Genomic DNA, 19,226 nt, shown 5'->3' on the forward strand with positions numbered 1-19,226 from the left:
CAGGCAGAAAAGATCGCAGCCTTCGGCAGCTCCTACAAAGAAATGCGTCCCCTGTAGGAGCTGCCGAAGGCTGCGATCTTTTGATCTTATAATTCAAACCACGACGTGATACGGATTCCTCGGATCATGATTCCAGTCCAGGAACGGCTTGCCGGTCTCCACCGGCACCATCTCGATGCAGTCCTGCACCGGGCAGGTGATCTGGCACAGGTTGCAGCCCACGCACTCCTCATCGATCACTTGATACTTGTGAGTACCGTCCGCCTGCTTGAGGCTAGCCACGGCCTGGTGCGAAGTGTCTTCACACGCGATATGGCAACGACCGCAACCGATACAAGCCTCCTGATCGATTTTCGCGATCACCTGGTAGTTGATGTCCAGGTACTTCCAGTCCGTGGTGTTGCCCACCGCACGCCCGGAAAACTCCGAAATGCTGGCGTAGCCCTGACTGTCCATCCAGCGTGACAAGCCGTCCTTCATCTCCTCGACAATCCGGAAGCCATGCAACATCGCCGCCGTGCACACCTGCACCGAGCCGCTGCCCAGGGCGATGAATTCCGCGGCGTCGCGCCAGTTGCCGATGCCGCCGATGCCGCTGATCGGCAGCCCCTGGGTCTGCGGGTCGCGGGCGATTTCGGCGACCATGTTCAAGGCAATCGGCTTGACCGCCGAGCCGCAGTAACCGCCGTGGGTGCTTTGGCTGCCGACCATGGGGTTGGCGACCATGCGTTCGAGGTTGACGCTGGTGATCGAATTGATGGTGTTGATCAACGACACCGCATCGGCACCGCCTCGGTGGGCGGCACGGGCGGCGACGCGGATGTCGGTGATGTTCGGCGTGAGCTTGACGATCACCGGCAACGAGCAATACGTCTTGCACCAGCGGGTGACCTGTTCCACGTATTCCGGCACCTGGCCGACCGCTGCGCCCATGCCGCGCTCCGGCATGCCGTGGGGGCAACCGAAGTTCAGCTCGATGCCGTCGGCGCCGGTGGCTTCCACCAGTGGGAGGATGTGTTTCCAGGACTCTTCGACGCAAGGCACCATCAAGGACACAATCAGCGCGCGGTCCGGCCAGTCCTTTTTGACCTGGGTGATTTCCCGCAGGTTGATCTCCAGCGAGCGGTCAGTGATCAACTCGATGTTGTTAAAGCCCAGTACCTCCCGGTTAGCCCCGAAGTGCGCCGAGTAGCGCGACGACACGTTCACCGCCGCCGGGTCCTCACCCAGGGTTTTCCAGACCACGCCGCCCCAGCCGGCCTCGAAGGCGCGGACCACGTTGTAGGCCTTGTCGGTCGGCGGCGCGGAGGCCAGCCAGAATGGATTGGGTGCTTTGATGCCGGCGAAGACAATCGACAGATCGGCCATTTACGCAGCCTCCACGTTGAGCATCAGTTGAGCATTGATCGCCTCGGCGGCGCGCTTGCCATGCTGCACGGCTTGCACGGTGAGGTCTTGATCGAGGCTGGTGCAGTCACCGCCGGCATACACGCCGGGGATGCTGGTACGCAGGTTTTCATCGACTTCGATGCGCTCGCCCTGACGCTTGAGTTCCCGGGCCAGCGGATCGCTGAGGGCGCTGCCGTCGAAGGCCTGGCCGATGGCTTTGAAGATCGCGTTGGCGGCCAGTTCGAAGGTTTCACCGGTGGTTTGCAGGCGACCTTCCAGCAGATGAGTGCGGGCGAAACGCATGCCGCGCACGCGGCCCTGGTCATCGAGCAGCACTTCTTCGGGTTGTGCCCAGGTCATCAGCCGCACCTGATTGGCCTTGGCAATCTCCTGTTCGTGATGGGTGGCCCCCATGTCCTCGACGCCACGGCGATACACCAGATTCACATCGTGGGCACCGAGGCGGGCCATTTGCACCGCCATGTCGATGGCGGTGTTGCCCGCGCCTAGGACAATGCAGTGGTCGGCCAGGGGCAGTTGGCTCAGGTCATCGGCCTGGCGCAGTTCGCGAATGTAATCGGTGGCGGCGAGCAGGCCGGGCGCGTCTTCGTGGGCCAGGCCCAGCTGTTTGCTGGCATTGAGCCCGAGGCCGAGGAACACCGCGTCGAACTGTTGGTGCAGTTCGCTGAGGGTCAGGTTGTCCCCGAGTTTTTGCCCGTGGCGGATTTCGATCCCGCCAATCTGCAACAGGAACTCAAGTTCCTTTTGCGCGTAGTCATCCACCAGTTTGTATTTGGCGATCCCGTACTCGTTGAGGCCGCCAGCCTTTGCCCGCGCCTCGAAGATCACCACGTCATGCCCGTGCATGGCGCTGCGGTGGGCACAGGACAAACCGGCCGGACCGGCACCGACCACGGCGATGCGTTTGCCGGTGGCGGCAGCACGCTGGAACGGGTGCGTGCTGAAGTGGGCGTTGTCCACGGCGTAGCGTTGCAACAGGCCGATCATGACCGGCGCGCATTCGTGAGCGTTGTTGCGCACGCAGGCTTGCTGGCAAAGAATCTCCGTCGGACACACCCGGGCGCAACTGCCGCCGAGGATGTTGGCCGAGAGGATTTTCTGCGCGGCGCCTTGCACGTTGTCCTGCGCAATGTTGCGGATGAACGAGGGAATGTCGATCTCGCTCGGACAGGCATTCACGCAGGGCGCGTCGTAGCAATACAGGCAGCGCGAGGCTTCCAGGTGCGCCTGGCGCTCGTTGAGCGGCGGCGCCAGATCGGTGAAGTGGCCGGCGAGGGCGGCCGCATTCTCTTGGGGATGCGGGAGGTGGTCCAGGGTCTTGATCACGGTTTTGGCCTCACGGTTATTTGAGGTGCTGCCTCTGAATGGGCATTATTTGAATCTTGCTCAGTCCCCCCCGTAGGAGCTGCCGAAGGCTGCGATCTTTTGATTTTGCTTTTTTAGATCAAAGTCAAAAGATCGCAGCCTTCGGCAGCTCCTACAGAGGGATGGGTCGTTCTCAGCGTTTCACAGCAACCGGCTGATTCAACTCAGCCCGCTTGCTCAGCAAATCAAACACCGCCGGATACGCCGGCCGCTCGATATAGCGCCCGACGCCGCGTTCGGCCCGCAGGTCGCCGTCGGCCCAGACCACTCGGCCCTGGCTGATGGTGTGGCTGGGCACGCCGCGCACGGTCTTGCCTTCGAAGATGTTGAAGTCCACCTGCTGATGGTGGGTCTTGGCGGAAATGGTCCGCGTGCCTTGCGGGTCCCATAGCACCAGGTCGGCATCGGCACCCACGCGTATCGAGCCTTTGCGTGGGTAGAGGTTGAAGATCTTCGCTGTGTTGGTGGAGGTCAGCGCGACGAATTGCTGCATCGAAAAGCGTCCGCTGTTCACGCCTTCCTCCCACAACACGGCCATGCGGTCTTCGATGCCGGCGGTGCCGTTGGGGATCTTGCTGAAGTCGTCGCGGCCAGCGGCTTTTTGCTCGGCGCAGAAGCAGCAGTGATCGGTGGCGGTGGTGTGCAGGTTGCCCGACTGCAGGCCATGCCAGAGCGCCTCTTGATGGCCGCGAGGACGGAACGGCGGGCTCATCACGTAACCGGCGGCGGTTTGCCAGTCCGGATCGCGGTAGACGCTGTCGTCCAGCAGCAGGTGCCCGGCCAGCACTTCGCCGTAGACCGGCTGGCCCTTGCCCCGGGCGTAGGTGATTTCGTCCAGGGCTTCCTTGGTCGAGACGTGGACCAGGTACAGCGGCGTGCCCAGGGTTTCGGCGATGCGGATCGCCCGGCTCGCGGCTTCGCCTTCAACCTGGGAAGGACGCGACAGGGGATGCGCTTCCGGCCCGGTGATGCCCTGGGCCATCAGCTTGCGTTGCAGGTGATACACCAGTTCACCGTTTTCCGCGTGAACGGTCGGCACCGCGCCCAATTCCAGACAGCGTTCGAAACTCGCCACCAGGGTGTCATCGGCGGCCATGATCGCGTTCTTGTAGGCCATGAAATGCTTGAAGCTGTTGACGCCGTGCTGGCTGACCAGCTCGGCCATTTCCTCGCGGACCTGTTCGCTCCACCAGGTGATGGCGACGTGAAAGCCGTAGTCCGACGCCGACTTCTCGGCCCAGCCGCGCCACTGATGGAAGGCTTCGAGCAAGGATTGCTGCGGGTTGGGAATCACGAAGTCGATGATTGAGGTGGTACCGCCGGCCAGTCCCGCCGCCGTACCGCTGAAGAAGTCTTCGCTGGCCACTGTGCCCATGAAGGGCAGTTGCATGTGGGTGTGCGGGTCGATGCCGCCGGGCATCAGGTATTGGCCGCTGCCGTCGAGCACTTCGGCGCCTGCGGGTACATCGAGATTTTCGCCGATGGCCTTGATCACGCCGTCTGCGCAATACACATCGGCGCGATAACTTTCATCATGGGTAATAAGGGTGGCGCCACGGATCAACAGAGACATTCCGAGTTCCTCGCAGGCAATGACCGGCTTATGCCGGTTCTAGATGTTCTATTTTAAAAACAGCCCGGCCAGATTGATTCCTGTCAGTGCTGTCAGGATTAAACGCTAGCTGCAGTTTTCCGAATCGGCAAGAATATTTTTTATAAGCTTATTCTGTTACTAACTAATTGATATTTAATGATTAAATTTAAGAATCACCAAAATGGTGAGGCTGTTCACCATTTTGACGCACTTGACAGGATCGAAAAATAGTCAAGATTTCTTATGTGAAATCAGCTGTTTGAGTATGGTCTATGGTTGATGCGCAGCCATTGAAAAAAAGATCAATGCACCAGTTTGAGTCCTGACTGTTTCGACAACTTGCCTGGCATTCGGCCTGAGTGGCCTGACAAATAGTCGAGTCAGCGAATAAAACTGATAAACATCAGTGGGTTGCAATGTGTTTATGGAACTGCCCGATGCGTATTCGGGGTACACGGCACGTTTATTGATGTCGCCAGCCCCCGATGAGCAACAATAATCAAAAGAACAGTGGAGCGGCCATGCAACAGATCAGATCGCAAGTGACCGAGCGCGACGGCTTGTTCGAGCTCGAAGCCGGCAGCGATGTCCTCGACAGTCCCCGTTACAACCACGACATTGCACCGACCAAGGTGCGCGAACGCACCTGGAACAAATGGCACATCACCGCGCTGTGGGTCGGCATGGCGATCTGCGTGCCGACCTACACCCTCGGTGGCGTGCTGACCGCGTACTTCGGCCTGTCCGTCGGTGAAGCGCTGCTGGCGATTCTGTTTGCCAACATCATCGTGCTGATTCCCCTGACGCTTAACGCCTTTCCCGGCACCAAGTACGGCATTCCCTTTCCGGTGCTGCTGCGCTCGTCCTTCGGCGTGCTCGGTTCCAATATTCCGTGCCTGATTCGCGCCCTGGTGGCGTGCGGCTGGTTCGGCATCCAGACCATGTTCGGCGGGCTGGCGATTCACCTGTTCCTCGGCTCGGTGTTCGAGGGCTGGAAATCCCTGGGCGGCACCGGCGAGGTCATCGGCTTCATGGTGTTCTGGGCGCTGAACCTGTGGGTGGTGATTCGCGGCGCCGAGTCGATCAAATGGCTGGAAACCCTGTCGGCTCCGCTACTGGTGCTGGTGGGCGTAGGCCTGTTGGTCTGGGCCATGCCCAACGTGTCGATGACCGAATTGCTGGCAATTCCGGCCAAGCGTCCCGAAGGCGCCGGCGTGGCCAGCTACTTCGCCGCCGGGCTGACGGCGATGGTCGGCTTTTGGGCCACGCTGTCACTGAACATCCCGGACTTCAGTCGCTACGCGAAAAGCCAGAAGGACCAGATCGTCGGGCAGATCATCGGTTTGCCGCTGACCATGTTCCTGTTCGCGTCCCTCGGCGTGGTGATGACCGCCGCGTCGGTGAAACTGGTGGGGGTGACGGTGTCCGATCCGGTGACCTTGATCGGCCATATCCAGAGCCCCGTTTGGGTCGCACTGGCAATGGCGCTGATCATCATCGCCACGCTGTCGACCAATACCGCAGCCAACATCGTGTCGCCGACCAATGACTTCCAGAACATCGCGCCCAAGGCGATCAACCGCACCAAGGCAGTATTGCTCACCGGGTTTGTCGGGTTGGCATTGATGGCCCATGAGCTGCTGAAAAAACTGGGCCTGATTGTCTCGGACGTCAGTCTCGAAACCGTCTATTCCAACTGGTTGCTTGGCTATTCGAGCCTGCTGGGGCCGATCGCCGGGATCATGGTGGTGGACTATTTCCTGATCAAGAAACAGCAACTGGACCTTGCGGGCCTGTATCGCGATGACGTGTATCCGGCGTGGAACTGGAGCGGGTTCATCGCGTTTGGTGTGCCGGTGGTGCTGACGTTGTTGTCCCTGGGCAGCGATGCGTTCAGCTGGTTCTACAGCTATGGCTGGTTCACCGGCTCGGCGCTGGGTGGGGTTATTTATTACGGGTTGAGTGTGATGCGGCCCAGCCCATCCGTTGCGAAATCTGCGGTGTAGCTGATGGCCTCTTCGCGAGCAAGCCCGCTCCCACAGGGGAATGCATTCCAAATGTGGGAGCGGGCTTGCTCGCGAAGACGGCCGCACAAATACCAACAAATTGCCTGAAGAAACACACAAGAACAGCCTGAGGAGATCATCATGAACGCGGCCGTAGACGTTCTGCAGTCCAGCCATCAGCACATCAACCGCGACCGCCTGTGGCAATCGCTCATGGAACTGGCCAGGCTCGGCGCCACGGTCAAGGGCGGCGTGTGTCGCCTGGCCCTGACCGACCTCGACCGCCAGGCCCGGGACATCTTCGTCAAGTGGTGTGAGGAGGCCGGCTGCACCGTCAGCATCGACGCTGTCGGCAATATCTTCGCCCGTCGTCCCGGGCGCAATCCCGACCTGCCACCGGTGATGACCGGCAGCCACATCGACACCCAGCCCACCGGCGGCAAGTTCGATGGCTGCTTCGGGGTGCTGGCGGGCGTCGAAGTGCTGCGCACCCTCAATGATCTGAACATCGAAACCGAAGCGCCGCTGGAAGTGGTGGTCTGGACCAACGAGGAAGGCTCGCGCTTCGCCCCGTGCATGATGGGTTCCGGCGTGTTCGCGGAAAAATTCACCCTCGAGGAAACCCTGGCCAAGGTCGATGCCGAGGGCGTGACCGTGGGTGAGGCACTGAATGCCATTGGCTATGCCGGCCCACGCAACGTCAGCGGCCACAAAGTCGGTGCCTACTTTGAAGCTCACATCGAGCAAGGCCCGATCCTTGAAGACGAACACAAGACCATAGGCGTGGTCATGGGCGCCCTCGGGCAGAAATGGTTTGACCTCAAGTTGCGCGGTGTCGAAGCCCACGCCGGCCCGACCCCGATGCACCTGCGCAAGGACGCCCTGGTCGGCGCCGCGGTGATCGTCGGTGCGCTCAACCGCGCCGCCCTCAGCCACCAACCTCATGCCTGCGGCACCGTGGGTTGCCTGCAAGCTTATCCCGGCTCGCGCAACGTTATACCCGGCGAAGTGCGCATGACCCTGGACTTCCGGCACCTGGAACCGGCGCGCCTGGACTCGATGATCGCTGAAGTGCGCGAAGTCATCGAAACCACCTGCGAAGAACACGGCCTGACCTTCGAACTCACGCCAACGGCCGACTTCCCGCCGCTGTACTTCGACAAAGGCTGCGTCGAAGCCGTGCGCGGCGCCGCCCAAGGCCTGGGCCTGTCGCACATGGACATCGTCAGCGGCGCAGGCCACGACGCAATCTTCCTCGCCGAACTCGGCCCGGCCGGGATGATCTTCGTGCCCTGCGAAGGCGGCATCAGCCACAACGAAATCGAAAACGCCGCGCCGGATGACCTCGCGGCCGGTTGTGCGGTGTTGTTGCGGGCGATGCTGGCGGCTTCGGCGGCATTGGCTGCTTGATCAGCAAAAGATCGCAGCCTGCGGCAGCTCCTACAGGGGACGCATTCTCCGTAGGAGCTGCCGCAGGCTGCGATCTTTTGATCGTGATTCTTCTAACCCAAATGGCATCCCACAACGGATAATCCCCAATTCGCTTCACCAGCCCTGCGCGCAAGGGATTCATAACGATGTAGCGGGCAGCGTCTTTGATGTCTTCCTCTTTGCGCAGTGCCCGATCGTAGTAGCCGCGTTGCCACACTTGGCCTAAGTCTCCCAACATCAGATTGATCGACCGGCTGCTTCTGGATTTGATGCGACACATAAGCTCGGCCAATGTGCCTTGGTTCAGTTCGACCAACCAATGCAAATGGTCCGGCATCACTACCCAGGCCAAGGAATTTACGGTGGTGCTTTCATCGGCACTGCGCAGTTGACTGACAAGCTGACGTCCCAAATGAACGTCTGAGAACACTGGTCGACGTTGATGAGTGACTGCGGTCAGCAGATAGATACGCCCTGATTCGGAAACCCGAGCTTTACGCAGACGGCATCCTTTTGCAGCGATAGGCATTCCGTTGCCCTCTTTGAACGAGTGGATCATTGAACACTAGCCGAGAGTTTTCGCTCCATTTGCCCGAGGTTTTTCGGTTTGTTTCGAGTAACTTGAAAAGATCGCAGCCTGCGGCAGCTCCTACAGGGGATGCATTCTCCGTAGGAGCTGCCGCAGGCTGCGATCTTTTGATCTTCAACCCACCGCTACGACCTCAAGCTTTTCACTGACCGACAGATCCGCCAGGTGAATCGGTTTGCGCCGATGCCTGAGCATCCCGCCCTGGCGTTGATTCATCACCGCCGTTATCTCCGCGAGTATCGACAGCGCCACGTTTTCCGGTGCATCGCCACCCAGGTCGAGGCCCATCGGGTAATGCAGGGCGCACGTGCCCGGACCGATTTCAGCCAGCAAGCGCTCCGTGCGCTCCTTCGGACCGAGTTGGCCAAGGTAGGCGGGCGCGGCTTGCAACAGTTGTCCGAGCCAGTGCCGGTCCTGGCAATAGCTGTGGGTCATCACGGTCACGGCGGCGCCGTCGGTCAGGGGGCGCAGGTCGAACGGGTTGTCGAGGCTGGCGAAGATCACCGCATCGGCCTGGGGGAAGCGTTCGGGGCGAGCGAAGTGGCTGCGACTGTCGATCACCGAGACGTGCCAGTTCAGCAGTTTGGCCATGCGCACCAAGGGCTGCGCGTCGTGGCCGGCACCGAAGATCACCAAACGAGGTGGCGGGGCGATGTATTCGAAAAACACTTCGACTTCACCACGGGCGTCGGTGTAGAGGCGTATCGATGATTTTTTTTGCGCCAGTGTCTTGCGCAGGTCCTGGCGAATCGCGATTTTCAATGGCAGGTTGCGCAGGGTGCCATCGGTGTCGGACAGCAGACGGTCACCGACCCGCGCCGAGGCATTGCGAGACGTGGCGATCACCGTGGCCATGGCGGCCGGTTGTTGACTGTCACGTACACGGCGCAGCAGTTCGATTGCAGGTGAGGGCGACTTTGCGTGCAGGCGTTCAAGCATGACGAATACCGTGCCGTTGCAACCCAGGCCAAAGGTCAGGGCGCTTTGCTCATCGTCCTCATCCTCGGTGGCGCCGGTGCTGTAGCGGCGCACCACGGGTTCGCCGGAGTCGGTCAGCCACCAGGCTTTTTTCGCCAGGTCCTGCTCCAGGCAACCGCCGCTGACGGTGCCGACGGTGCGGCCGTGCAGGGGAATGAGCATTCGTGCGCCGGGGCGGCGATAGGCCGAGCCTTCGACCTTGACCACGGTGGCGAGGATGGTTTCTTCGCCGGCCTGGGCGCCGGTGTCGATGGCTTGTAGAAGATCATTGAGGCCGGACATGGCATCTCTTCCTGAAAATGAACGCGATCCTGTAGGAGCTGCCGAAGGCGGCGATCTTTTGACCTTGATCTTAAAAAAAGCAAAATCAAAAGATCGCAGCCTTCGGCAGCTCCTACAGGGGGATTTGTGTTGGTGGTGGGTCAGTCGTCCACGCTCATCAACTGCCGCACCCCATCCCACGCCTCGGCCCGCATCCGCTGCACATCCAGCCCCGGAATCACGCCGTTATCGACCACCACCCGGCCACCGACCAGGCTGTACTTCACCGCAATCGGTTCGCCCGCCACCACGGGCGCCACGGCAATGTCGTGGAAGCCGAAGAAGCGCGGATGGTCCAGACCGTAGATCACCAGGTCCGCCGCCTGACCGATTTCAAGGGTGCCGACCGCACCCAGCCCCAGCACCTGTGCACCACCCGCCGTGCCCCAGTGGATGACATCTTCGGCGGTGGTGGCCGAGGCGCCTTGCCCGGCCCGGTGAATCAGCCACGCGGTGTTCGCTTCACCGACCATGCTTCCGGATTCGTTGGACGCCACGCCATCCACGCCGAGGGAAATCGGCACCCCGGCTTCGAACATCTGCGGCACCGGTGCCACGCCGCTACCCAGGCGCGCATTGCTCACCGGGCAGTGGGAAATGCCGGTGCCGGTTTGCGCGAGCATGCGGATTTCACCGGGTTGCAGGTGCACCGCGTGGGCGAACCACACGTCCGGGCCGAGCCATTCGTGTTCGGCGACGAACTCCACCGGCAGGCAGTTATATTTCTCGCGGCAGAAATTCACGTAGTTCTGGGTTTCCGACAGGTGCGTGTGCAGGCGCAAGCCAAGGCCCCGGGCGGTGTGGGCCAGTTCCCGCAGCAGCGTCGGCGGCAGGGAAAAAGTCGGCGTGGTCGGTGCGACGACCACCCGGCGCAAGGCGTCCGGGGTGTCCTGGTGATAACGGGATTTCAGTCGTTCGATGTCACCGACCATCTGGTCCAGGGTTTCCGGTTGCAGCGCAGTCTTCGAGAAACCCGGATGGGCGCTGGACGACTCCAGCGCGCCGCCCCGGCACAGCACGAAACGCAGGCCGAATTCCCCGGCCATGTCGAACAGCAGGTCACCGGTCTCGGTGCTGCCGTTGGCATGGTAGAGGTAATGGTGATCGGCGCAGGTGGTCACCCCCGACAGTAGCAACTCGGCCATGCCCAGTTGTGCGGCGATCCGCGCCAATTGTGGGGTGAAGCGGTTGAGGCGCGGGTAGGGCACGCTGGCCAGCCAGCCTTGCAGGTCCTGGTTCAAGCCTTCGGGCACGGCTTTGAGCAGGTTCTGGAACAGGTGATGGTGGGTGTTGATCCAGCCCGGATACACCACCGAGTTGCGCGCATCGATCACCCGTTCACCGGGTTGCGCGTCAAGGCCGGCGGCCATTTCGGCGATGCGACCGTTGACGATGCGGATATCCACGGCGCCGGCCCGGGCCCGTGGGCCGCGCAGGCCGGTCATTACCGCCAGCGGGTTCTTGATCAGGATGTTTTGCAGTTCAGTCATGGTCGGCTCCGGTCAGAGGCTGTGGGTGGCGGATTTGCTGGCGGCGGCATCAGGCACGCTGACACCGTTGAGGGTGGCGTTGAGCAACACCGACACCAGGCAGGCGATGACCACGCTGCTGTGCAGGAACGGCTGCGACCACTCGGGCAGTTGCTTGAACAGGGCCGGGGCCAGCACCGGCACCAGGGCGGCGGCGATGGTGAAGCCGACGATCAGCACGTTGTAGCGATTGCGCTCGTAGTCGACCTTGGCCAGGGTCTGGATCCCCGCCGCCGCGACCACGCCGAACATGGCGATCCCGGCACCGCCGAGGGCTGCGGTCGGCATCGAGGCGATGATCGCGCCGGCCTTTGGCACCAGCGCCACCGAGCACATCAGCAGGCCGCTGACCGCGACGACCCAGCGACTGCGCACGCCGGTGAGGATCACCAGCCCGACGTTCTCCATGAAGGCAATGAACGGAAACGCCGCGAACATCCCGGCGATGGTGCTGGCCAGGCCATTGGCGCGCAGACCGTTGATCACCTGTTTTTCTTCCACCGGTTTGTCGACGATGTCGCCGATGGCCACGAACAGCCCCATGGACTCGACCATCTGCACGATCATCACCACCACCATGGTGGCGATGGGGATCAGGCTGAAGGTCGGCAAGCCGAAGTAGAAGGGGTACGGCACGGTGAGCCATGGCGACTCCTGCACACTGTGAAAACTGCCCATGCCCAGCCCGTAGGCCAGCGCCGCGCCCACCAGCATGCCCACCAGCACCGCCATATTGCGCAGCATCGGGCTGCCGTAGCGGTTGACCAGCAGGATGCTGAGCAATACCACTGCCGCAACAGCCAGGTACGCCGGTGCCCCGAAGTCGCTGGCATGCCGCCCGCCGCCGACCCACTCATAGGCAATCGGGAACAACTGCAAGCCGATCACGGTGACGATGCAACCGGTGACCACCGGTGGAAAGAAGCGCCGCAGTCGACCCACGAAGGGTGCCATCAGCATGGTGAAAATCCCCGCGCCGATCACCGCGCCGCAGACTCCGGCGAAACCGACTTGCGGGTTGGTGCCGATGGCGATCACCGGCCCCACGCTGCTGAACGCCACGCCCTGCAGGATCGGCAGGCGCACGCCGAATTTCCAGAAACCGACGGTTTGCAGCAGGGTGGCGATGCCCGAGCAGAACAGCGTGGTGCTGATCAGCACCACGGTATCGGCCTGGGACATCTTCAAGGCGCTGGCGACAATCAACGGCACGGCGATGGCGCCGATGTACGAGACGGCCATGTGTTGCAGGCCGAGGGTGAGCATTTGCCGTACCGGCAGAATCCGGTCGACGGGGTGGATGGTGGACGTTACAGGGGTATTGGCTGACGACATGGGGAATCACCTCTTGCTGTTTTTATGCTGTAGAGAGGGGTATTCGTTCTGATGCCGGAGAGTTCGGGTTCACAGTGATCCCGGTGGGAGCGGGCTCGCGAAAGCGGTGTGTCAGTCAACGAAGATGTTGAGTGTGACGACCTCTTCGCGAGCAAGCCCGCTCCCACAGGTTCTGTGTTGCCTTGACCGATTGGCATCAGTCATTCGTGTGCCCGGAACCGCCATCCACCGGCTCCGATGCCTTTTTTCAGCCTGCCAGGCAGGCGGCAAAGCCCTGGTTCAGGGCCGCGCGGTCCAGGTCGCGGCCGATGAACACAATCTTGCTGGAGCGCGGTTCGGTGCCCCATGAAGTGGAGGCCCGGAACTCGACGAGGCTGTGCACCCCTTGCAGCACATAGCGCTGGTCTTGATCGGCCACCGCCAGCACGCCCTTCATGCGGTACAGGTTGTCGGCCTGCTCGGTACGCAGTTTCGTGATCCAGCGATGGAAATCACCGAGGTTGACCGCGCCGTCCACGGCGATGCCCACCGACGACACGCTCGGGTCGTGCTCATGGTCGGGCTCGTCATGGTCGTGATGATGCTCATCGCCGTGGTGGTCGTGTTCGGCGCCGATTTCCATGAGTTTCTGCGTGGACTCGAAGGCACCGATACCAAGGATCTTCGACAGATCGATCTCGGCGTAGCTCGAGGTCACCAGGTCCGCCGTGGCATTCAGGCCCCGGATTTTGTCGCTCAGGGACGCCACTTCGGCGGCGCTGACCAGGTCGACCTTGTTGATGACGATGCGGTCGGCGCAGACGATCTGGTCCACCGCCTGGTTGTCCACGCCGTCGAGTTGCAGGTCTTCCAGGTGCTGGGCGATGTGCTTGGCATCGACCATGGTGACGATGGCGTCCAGTTCCACTTCATCGGCAATCGGGTCGTTGATGAAGAAGCTCTGGGCTACCGGGTAGGGGTCGGCCAGGCCACTGGTTTCGATCAGGATGTGGTCTAGCCGCACGGGCCGCGCCACCAGTTCGCGGACGATGCGCACCAGGTCCTCGCGGACCTCGGCGGTGCAGCACACGCAGCCGTTGACCATCTCGTAGATTTCTTCGGTTTCGGAGCTGAGCACCAGGTCGCCGTCGATGCCGACTTCGCCGAATTCGTTTTCGATCACGGCGATCTTGCGTCCGTGGTTTTCCTTGAGGATGTAGTTGAGCAGGGTGGTTTTGCCGGCGCCGAGGAAGCCTGTGAGGATGGTCACCGGGATTTTGGTGTTCGGGGTCGGGGCGTTGAATGGGGTGTTCATGTGATGCTCCTTGATAACGATCGGTCGGAGTGCTTTCAACTGTGGGAGCGAGCTTGCTCGCGATGAGGCCATATCAGCTGGCGTTGATGCGGACTGACCCACCGCTATCGCGAGCAAGCTCGCTCCCACAGGGGGTTGGGTGTTCTCTCCAGCGTCGCGCTGTCCCGGCGTCGAGGCCGAACAGGTCGAGGACACGGCCGAGGCTGTGGTCGACCATTTGCGCAAGGTCTTGCGGGCGGGCGTAAAAGGCCGGCACGGGCGGGGCGATGATCCCGCCCATCTCGGTGATTGCCGTCATGTTGCGCAGGTGGGCGAGGGTCAGCGGGGTTTCCCGGGCCATCAGCACCAGGGTGCGGCGTTCCTTGAGGGTGACGTCGGCGGCGCGGCCGATCAGGCCCGAAGAGGTGCCGGTGGCGATTTCCGCCAGGGTGCGCATGGAGCAGGGCGCCACCACCATGCCCAGGCAACGGAACGAACCGCTGGCGATCCCGGCGGCCACGTCGTCGGCACGGTGGTAATGGCTGGCCAGCGCGGTGACGTCGGCCAGTTTGTAGTCGGTTTCGTGGGCCATGGTCAGCAGTGCGGCGCGGCTGATGACCAGATGGGTTTCGATGTTCAACTCGGCGAGCAATTGCAGCAGGCGCACGCCGTAGATAAAGCCCGACGCACCGCTGATGCCGACCACCATGCGCTGGCGGTTCATGATTGCAGGCCTGCGAGCAGTTGGCGGGCACGCTCGACCACCTCCTGGTCCAGCTGCGCCTTGATCCCGTCGAAACCAGAGCCGCGAGTGGCGTCCAGGCCCATGCGCGAGGTGGTGCCGTTGACCGAGGACGACGGGTCCAGCGGGCTGCCGGGCAGGCCATCGATGACGAAGATGTCCTGATGCGGCTGGAAGTGCGTGGCCAGCGCCCACAGCACCTGGCTGTCGTCGCCGATGTCGATGTCGCTGTCCACCGCGATCACGGTCTTCAGGTACGGGTCCCAGCCGAGCAGGGCGAGCATGATCTGCCGCGCCTCGCCGTCGCGGCTCTGGTCCAGGGCGACGTAGCAGTGGAAATGGGTGCCGGAATTGGGGTAGTGCACGGCGGTGACGGCGGGGAAGCGAGCCTTGAGTTTCTCGCTCATTTCCGCTTCCCGGGGCAGCCGCGCCAGGGTCAGGTGTTCGGCGTAGCGCCCACCGACCACGTCCACCAGCCAGGCATCCTTGCGCCGCATCAGGGTGTCGATCCGCAGCACATTGTTGGTCGAACGATCCGAGGAATAGCCGCTGAACTCACCGAACGGGCCTTCTTCGGCATAGGCCGTCGGATCGATGGCGCCTTCCAGGACAAACTCCGCAAAGGCCGGCACGCCGATGCCGTAGCGCGGGGTTTTCACCAGCTCCAGCGGCGCGCCGAACAAGCCGCCGGCCACCGCGCGCTCATCGCTACCGAACGGCAAGCGTGCCGCCGCCGCCAGCATGAACAGCGGGTGCGCGCCGACCACCATGGCCACGCGCAATTCTTCGCCGCGCTCCCGGGCGGTTTGCAGCATGCGCCACAGGTGACCGCGTGAATGCAGGCTGGTGGCGAGGGTCTGCCGTGCATGGCGCATCGAGCGGTGATAGCTCATGTTGGCAATGCCGGTGACCGGGTCTTCGGCAATGATGATCGCGTTGGTGATATAGGGGCCGCGGTCACTGTCAAAGTGCTTGAGCATTGGCAGCAGCGCAAGGTCCACGGCTTCGCCTTCGAAGATTTCATCCAGCACCGGGCCGGTTTCCACGTAGCGCGGGGCGATGGGGTTGTTGGCGCGCTTCTGGAAAGTCTCGTGCAATTGCGCCGGGGCAACGCCGAACATCCGGGCGATGCGGGTGCGGGAGGCGAACAGGTTGGTGACCACCGGCGCGCCGAAGTTGCCGACTTTTTCGCAGATCAGCAGCGGATCGCGGCCCTGGGTGGCGAGGTTGTCGACCAGGGCGGTGACGTCCTGGTCGGCTGAAAGGGATTGCCGGACGGTGAGCACATCGTCCGGGTATTGCCGGCGATAGGCGTCTAGAAAATCGTGAAAATCCTGGGTATCGCCGAGCGTCGAGAGGGTCATGGTTTCACCTCGTGAAAAGCAATGCTGTGCGTTCAAGTAACTCTTGAAGCTAGCGAGAACCCTGTGGGAGCGAGCTTGCTCGCGATAGCGGAGGGTCAGTTGACGTCAGTGTTGAATGTGACGCCGTCATCGTCGGAACGCCGCCCGGAACAAGCTCGCTCCCACAGGTTCCGAGGCGCTAGAGGTAAGTCGTGGTCAGACGAATGTCCGCCTCGATCAGGTCCTTGGGCGGCGGTGTCGGTTCGATGCCGCACAACCGGGCGATGTTGTTGCCCAGGTAGTCCTCAAGGTGATCCTCATCGATGCCCAGGCCTTGCGGCGCAGGCGAGCACAACACTTCGAGTTCGCGTAGCCACATGCCCGGTTCATTCGGCGGCGAGTCAGTGCCGAACACGATCTTGTTACGCGGCAGGTCCTTGGCGAACTCGACGATCCGCGACTGGAAGCACCAACCGGATTCGCAATAGACGTTCGGCGTGTCCATCGCCATCCAGAACGCTTCGAACGAGTAGTTGCCGCCGGTCTGGATGCCGAAGTGGCCGATGATGAAATTGACCATCGGAAACTCGCGGATGATCGGGTAGAACATCGTCGGGATGGTGTACGGCCCGTCCCCGGTGTGGATCAGCACCACGATGTTGTACTTGGCGCAGACCTTCATCGCCGGACGCAACCAGTCCAGCGCCCGGTCCGGGCGATAGCCGTGCATGTTGGCGTGCAGCTTGAGCATCTTGAAGCCGTATTCCTTGATGTGGAATTCCAGCTCCGCCGCACCGTTTTCCGGTCCCCAGCGCGGGTTGAAGTTGAAGTTGCCGATGAAGCGGTCCGGGTATTTCACGCACAGTTCGGCGACGTAGGACATGTAGTCACGCACACCCTCACGACCCCGGCGGTTGCCGTCGCGATAACCAGTGTTGCCTGGTGGCGGCTGGATGAAGCCCATGTCGATGCGGCGCGGCTTGCCGTTGATCATGTACGGGCCGTCCATCAGCTTGAGCATGCGCTCGCCGGTGAAGGGTTCGCCGGTGTGGCGCCAGGCCTCGTCGACCAGGTTGGTAGGGTGCAGATGGGTATCGATAATCATCGGTTCAGCTCCTGGCCAGTTGCGTGGTGACGGGGCGCTTGAGCTGCGCCTCTGCTTCGCAAACGGAACGAGGTGGCGGGGTCGGTTCGAGGCCGATCATCCGTGCGGTGTTGTTGCCCAGGTACTCTTCGAGGGTGTCCTCGTCGAGGTTCAGGCCCTGCGGCGGTTCGTGGCACAACACTTCCAGCAGGCGCAGCCACATGCCGGGTTCGTTCGGCGGCGTATCGGTTCCGAACAGGATCTTGTGGGTCGGCAGGACCTTGGCGAACTCGACAATTCGCGACTGCAGGCACCAGCCCGATTCGCAGTAGACGTTGGGCAATTCCATCGCCCATTGCATCGGCTCGAACACGTAGACCCCGCCGGTCTGCACGCCGAAGTGGGCCATGATGAAATCGACGTTGGGGAATTCCTTGATCATCGGCACCCATTCCGACGGGATGCTGTAAGGCCCGTCGCCGGTGTGCAGCTTGACCGGGATGCCCAGCTCGGCGCATTTCTCGAAGGCCGGGCGCACCCAGTCCAGGGCGCGGTCCGGACGGTAGGCGTGCATGTTGGCCTGCATCTGGACCATCTTGAAGCCGTGTTCCTTGACATAGCGCTCGATGGCCTCGACGCCGTTCTCCACGCCGCAGCGCGGGTTGTAGACGAAGCAGCCGATGAAACGGTCCGGGTAGGTCTGGACCATTTTCAGCGTGTAGGCCATGTAGGCGTCGATGGACTCGCGGCCGGTCAGATCGCCGTCGGTCCAGGTGTAGATGGTGTTGCCCTGGGGTGGCTGGATGAAGGCTTTGTCGATGCGGCGAGGTTTGCCGTTGACCATGTACGGGCCATCCATCATCTCCAGCAGACGCTCGCCGGTGAACGGGTCACCGTCATGCCTCCAGGCGAGGTCCACCAGATCGGTGGGATAGCAGCTGATATCGATGATCATTGAAGTCGATCTCCTGATAGCGGGGAAGGGAACCTTGCGGTTCACAGCAGCCACGTCCCGGGTAATCGGCCATTTCTATGCGCAAAGCATCACGCATTCCCTCGCCTGGTCGCATCCGGCTCGGGACGCTGGCTGCTTGGGGGCAAGTATTGGAAGGGGGTGTCGGGTTCGTACAATATTAATTGGGCGAGGGGTTGATATGCGTTCGATATGGGGGAAGGAAAATCAAAGATCGCAGCCTTCGGCAGCTCCTACGGGAGACGAGTGCAGGAGCTGCCGAAGGCTGCGATCTTTTGACCCTAAAGCAATGTGTTTTCAGCCAACTGCTTGACCGCCTCAACCACCGGTGCCACCCGCTCGGCCTGCCCCGGCGGCCACACCGCATACAGGTTGTAATGCGCCGCAATCTGCGCCTCGTTCAGCACCACCAGCCGACCGCTGCGCAACGCATCCGCCGCCAGCAACCCACGCACCAATCCTGCACCGACGCCGGCCTCGGCAGCGGCAATCAGGTTCGCTGCGTTATCGAACACCACCCGCGCCGCAGGTTCGACGGGAGGCATGCCGGCCGCATCCAGCCACGGAATCCATGACCGTCGCGTATACCCCAGCAATGGCAGTTGAAGGATCTGCGCCGGACTCAACGGCAGCTCCAGACCATGACGTTTCAGCAGTTCCGGCGAAGCCACCGCCATCACCCGGTCCCCGCAAATCTGCGTCATCTCGCAGTCGTCCCAGTCGCCATAACCGTAGCGCAAGGCCAGGTCCACCCGTTCGAATGCACTGCGGTCCGAGCGTGGCATCGACAACAGCACCACCTCATGGTCGGGCAACAGGTCCAGCAGTTGCGGCAGGCGCGGATTGAGCCAGCTCTGGGCCAGTTCGCTGTCGATGTCGAGGGTCAGGCGCTGGGCCACGCTGCGGTTCTTCACCGAAGACAGCGCCCGGTCGATCTGCGCCAAGCCGTCGGACAACACACTGGCGAACAGTTGCCCGGCATCGGTCAGGTTGCTGCCGCCGCCTTCGCGCACGAACAGCGGCTGGCCGATGAAGTCTTCCAGCGAGCGGATCTGTTGGCTGATGGCGCTGTGGGTCAGGTCGAGTTTGCGCGCCGCGCTGGAGAAACTGCCGCTGCGCGCCGCCTGGATGAACGCGCTCATGGACTGCACCGACGGGTATCGCTTGTACATGCTGTTAGTCCTACTTACACAGGATGGCAGAAATCGTCGCTGGCCCGTTTTTCCCAAGGCTTCCAATAATCGATCACCAGG

The 19,226-nt window shown here is 62.0% G+C and carries 14 protein-coding genes and 1 pseudogene; 2 read left to right on the forward strand and 13 right to left on the reverse strand.

Annotated features, from left to right (window positions below):
* Window positions 1-93 precede the first annotated feature (93 nt).
* The 3 genes from preA to hydA all read right to left on the reverse strand — a co-directional run bounded on the left by preA (window position 94) and on the right by hydA (window position 4,348).
* Window positions 94-1,368, reverse strand: a complete 1,275-nt coding sequence (preA, locus tag ACM6IT_RS23720; RefSeq protein ID WP_414918796.1) for an NAD-dependent dihydropyrimidine dehydrogenase subunit PreA — start codon at window positions 1,366-1,368, stop codon at window positions 94-96.
* On the reverse strand, window positions 1,369-2,736 hold the full coding sequence (locus ACM6IT_RS23725; RefSeq protein WP_414918797.1) for an NAD(P)-dependent oxidoreductase: 1,368 nt from the start codon (window positions 2,734-2,736) through the stop codon (window positions 1,369-1,371).
* 172 nt (window positions 2,737-2,908) lie between these two features.
* Window positions 2,909-4,348, reverse strand: coding sequence for a dihydropyrimidinase (hydA, locus tag ACM6IT_RS23730; protein ID WP_414915108.1), 1,440 nt, complete (start codon window positions 4,346-4,348; stop codon window positions 2,909-2,911).
* A gap of 542 nt (window positions 4,349-4,890) precedes the next feature.
* Between hydA and ACM6IT_RS23735 the strand changes: the two genes are divergently transcribed.
* The gene (locus ACM6IT_RS23735) at window positions 4,891-6,375 is read left to right on the forward strand and encodes an NCS1 family nucleobase:cation symporter-1 (RefSeq protein WP_409078775.1); all 1,485 of its coding nucleotides are present in this window, start codon (window positions 4,891-4,893) and stop codon (window positions 6,373-6,375) included.
* Window positions 6,376-6,516: 141 nt separating this feature from the next.
* A complete protein-coding gene (locus ACM6IT_RS23740; RefSeq protein ID WP_056727749.1) occupies window positions 6,517-7,785 on the forward strand; it encodes a Zn-dependent hydrolase in 1,269 nt (422 codons plus the stop codon).
* A gap of 94 nt (window positions 7,786-7,879) precedes the next feature.
* On the opposite strand, the pseudogene ACM6IT_RS23745 reads toward ACM6IT_RS23740, so the two are convergent.
* The 10 genes and pseudogenes from ACM6IT_RS23745 to ACM6IT_RS23790 form a co-directional block, all read right to left on the reverse strand.
* Window positions 7,880-8,335: pseudogene (locus ACM6IT_RS23745) on the reverse strand (REP-associated tyrosine transposase); the annotation flags it as partial.
* 174 nt (window positions 8,336-8,509) lie between these two features.
* Entirely contained in the window at window positions 8,510-9,655 is a 1,146-nt protein-coding gene (locus tag ACM6IT_RS23750) for an XdhC family protein (RefSeq protein ID WP_414918798.1), read from the reverse strand.
* A gap of 140 nt (window positions 9,656-9,795) precedes the next feature.
* Entirely contained in the window at window positions 9,796-11,184 is a 1,389-nt protein-coding gene (locus tag ACM6IT_RS23755) for an amidohydrolase family protein (protein WP_414918799.1), read from the reverse strand.
* Between the two features lie 12 nt (window positions 11,185-11,196).
* A complete protein-coding gene (locus ACM6IT_RS23760; protein WP_056727743.1) occupies window positions 11,197-12,558 on the reverse strand; it encodes a nucleobase:cation symporter-2 family protein in 1,362 nt (453 codons plus the stop codon).
* A 247-nt stretch (window positions 12,559-12,805) separates the two neighbouring features.
* Window positions 12,806-13,852: a CobW family GTP-binding protein gene (locus ACM6IT_RS23765; protein WP_414918800.1), complete on the reverse strand. Its 1,047-nt coding sequence runs from the start codon at window positions 13,850-13,852 to the stop codon at window positions 12,806-12,808.
* 73 nt (window positions 13,853-13,925) lie between these two features.
* On the reverse strand, window positions 13,926-14,555 hold the full coding sequence (locus tag ACM6IT_RS23770; protein ID WP_056727739.1) for a UbiX family flavin prenyltransferase: 630 nt from the start codon (window positions 14,553-14,555) through the stop codon (window positions 13,926-13,928).
* On the reverse strand, window positions 14,552-15,937 hold the full coding sequence (locus ACM6IT_RS23775; protein WP_414918801.1) for a UbiD family decarboxylase: 1,386 nt from the start codon (window positions 15,935-15,937) through the stop codon (window positions 14,552-14,554). Before ACM6IT_RS23775 ends, ACM6IT_RS23770 begins: the two co-directional genes overlap by 4 nt.
* 178 nt (window positions 15,938-16,115) lie before the next feature.
* Entirely contained in the window at window positions 16,116-17,021 is a 906-nt protein-coding gene (locus ACM6IT_RS23780) for an amidohydrolase family protein (RefSeq protein WP_053158646.1), read from the reverse strand.
* A gap of 4 nt (window positions 17,022-17,025) precedes the next feature.
* Window positions 17,026-17,955, reverse strand: coding sequence for an amidohydrolase family protein (locus ACM6IT_RS23785; protein WP_056727736.1), 930 nt, complete (start codon window positions 17,953-17,955; stop codon window positions 17,026-17,028).
* A 299-nt stretch (window positions 17,956-18,254) separates the two neighbouring features.
* On the reverse strand, window positions 18,255-19,145 hold the full coding sequence (locus tag ACM6IT_RS23790) for a LysR substrate-binding domain-containing protein (protein ID WP_223542592.1): 891 nt from the start codon (window positions 19,143-19,145) through the stop codon (window positions 18,255-18,257).
* Window positions 19,146-19,226 lie beyond the last annotated feature (81 nt).

Origin of the sequence: Pseudomonas sp. IT-P4 (genome assembly GCF_949767755.1) — a bacterium.
GTDB lineage: Bacteria > Pseudomonadota > Gammaproteobacteria > Pseudomonadales > Pseudomonadaceae > Aquipseudomonas > Aquipseudomonas monachiensis.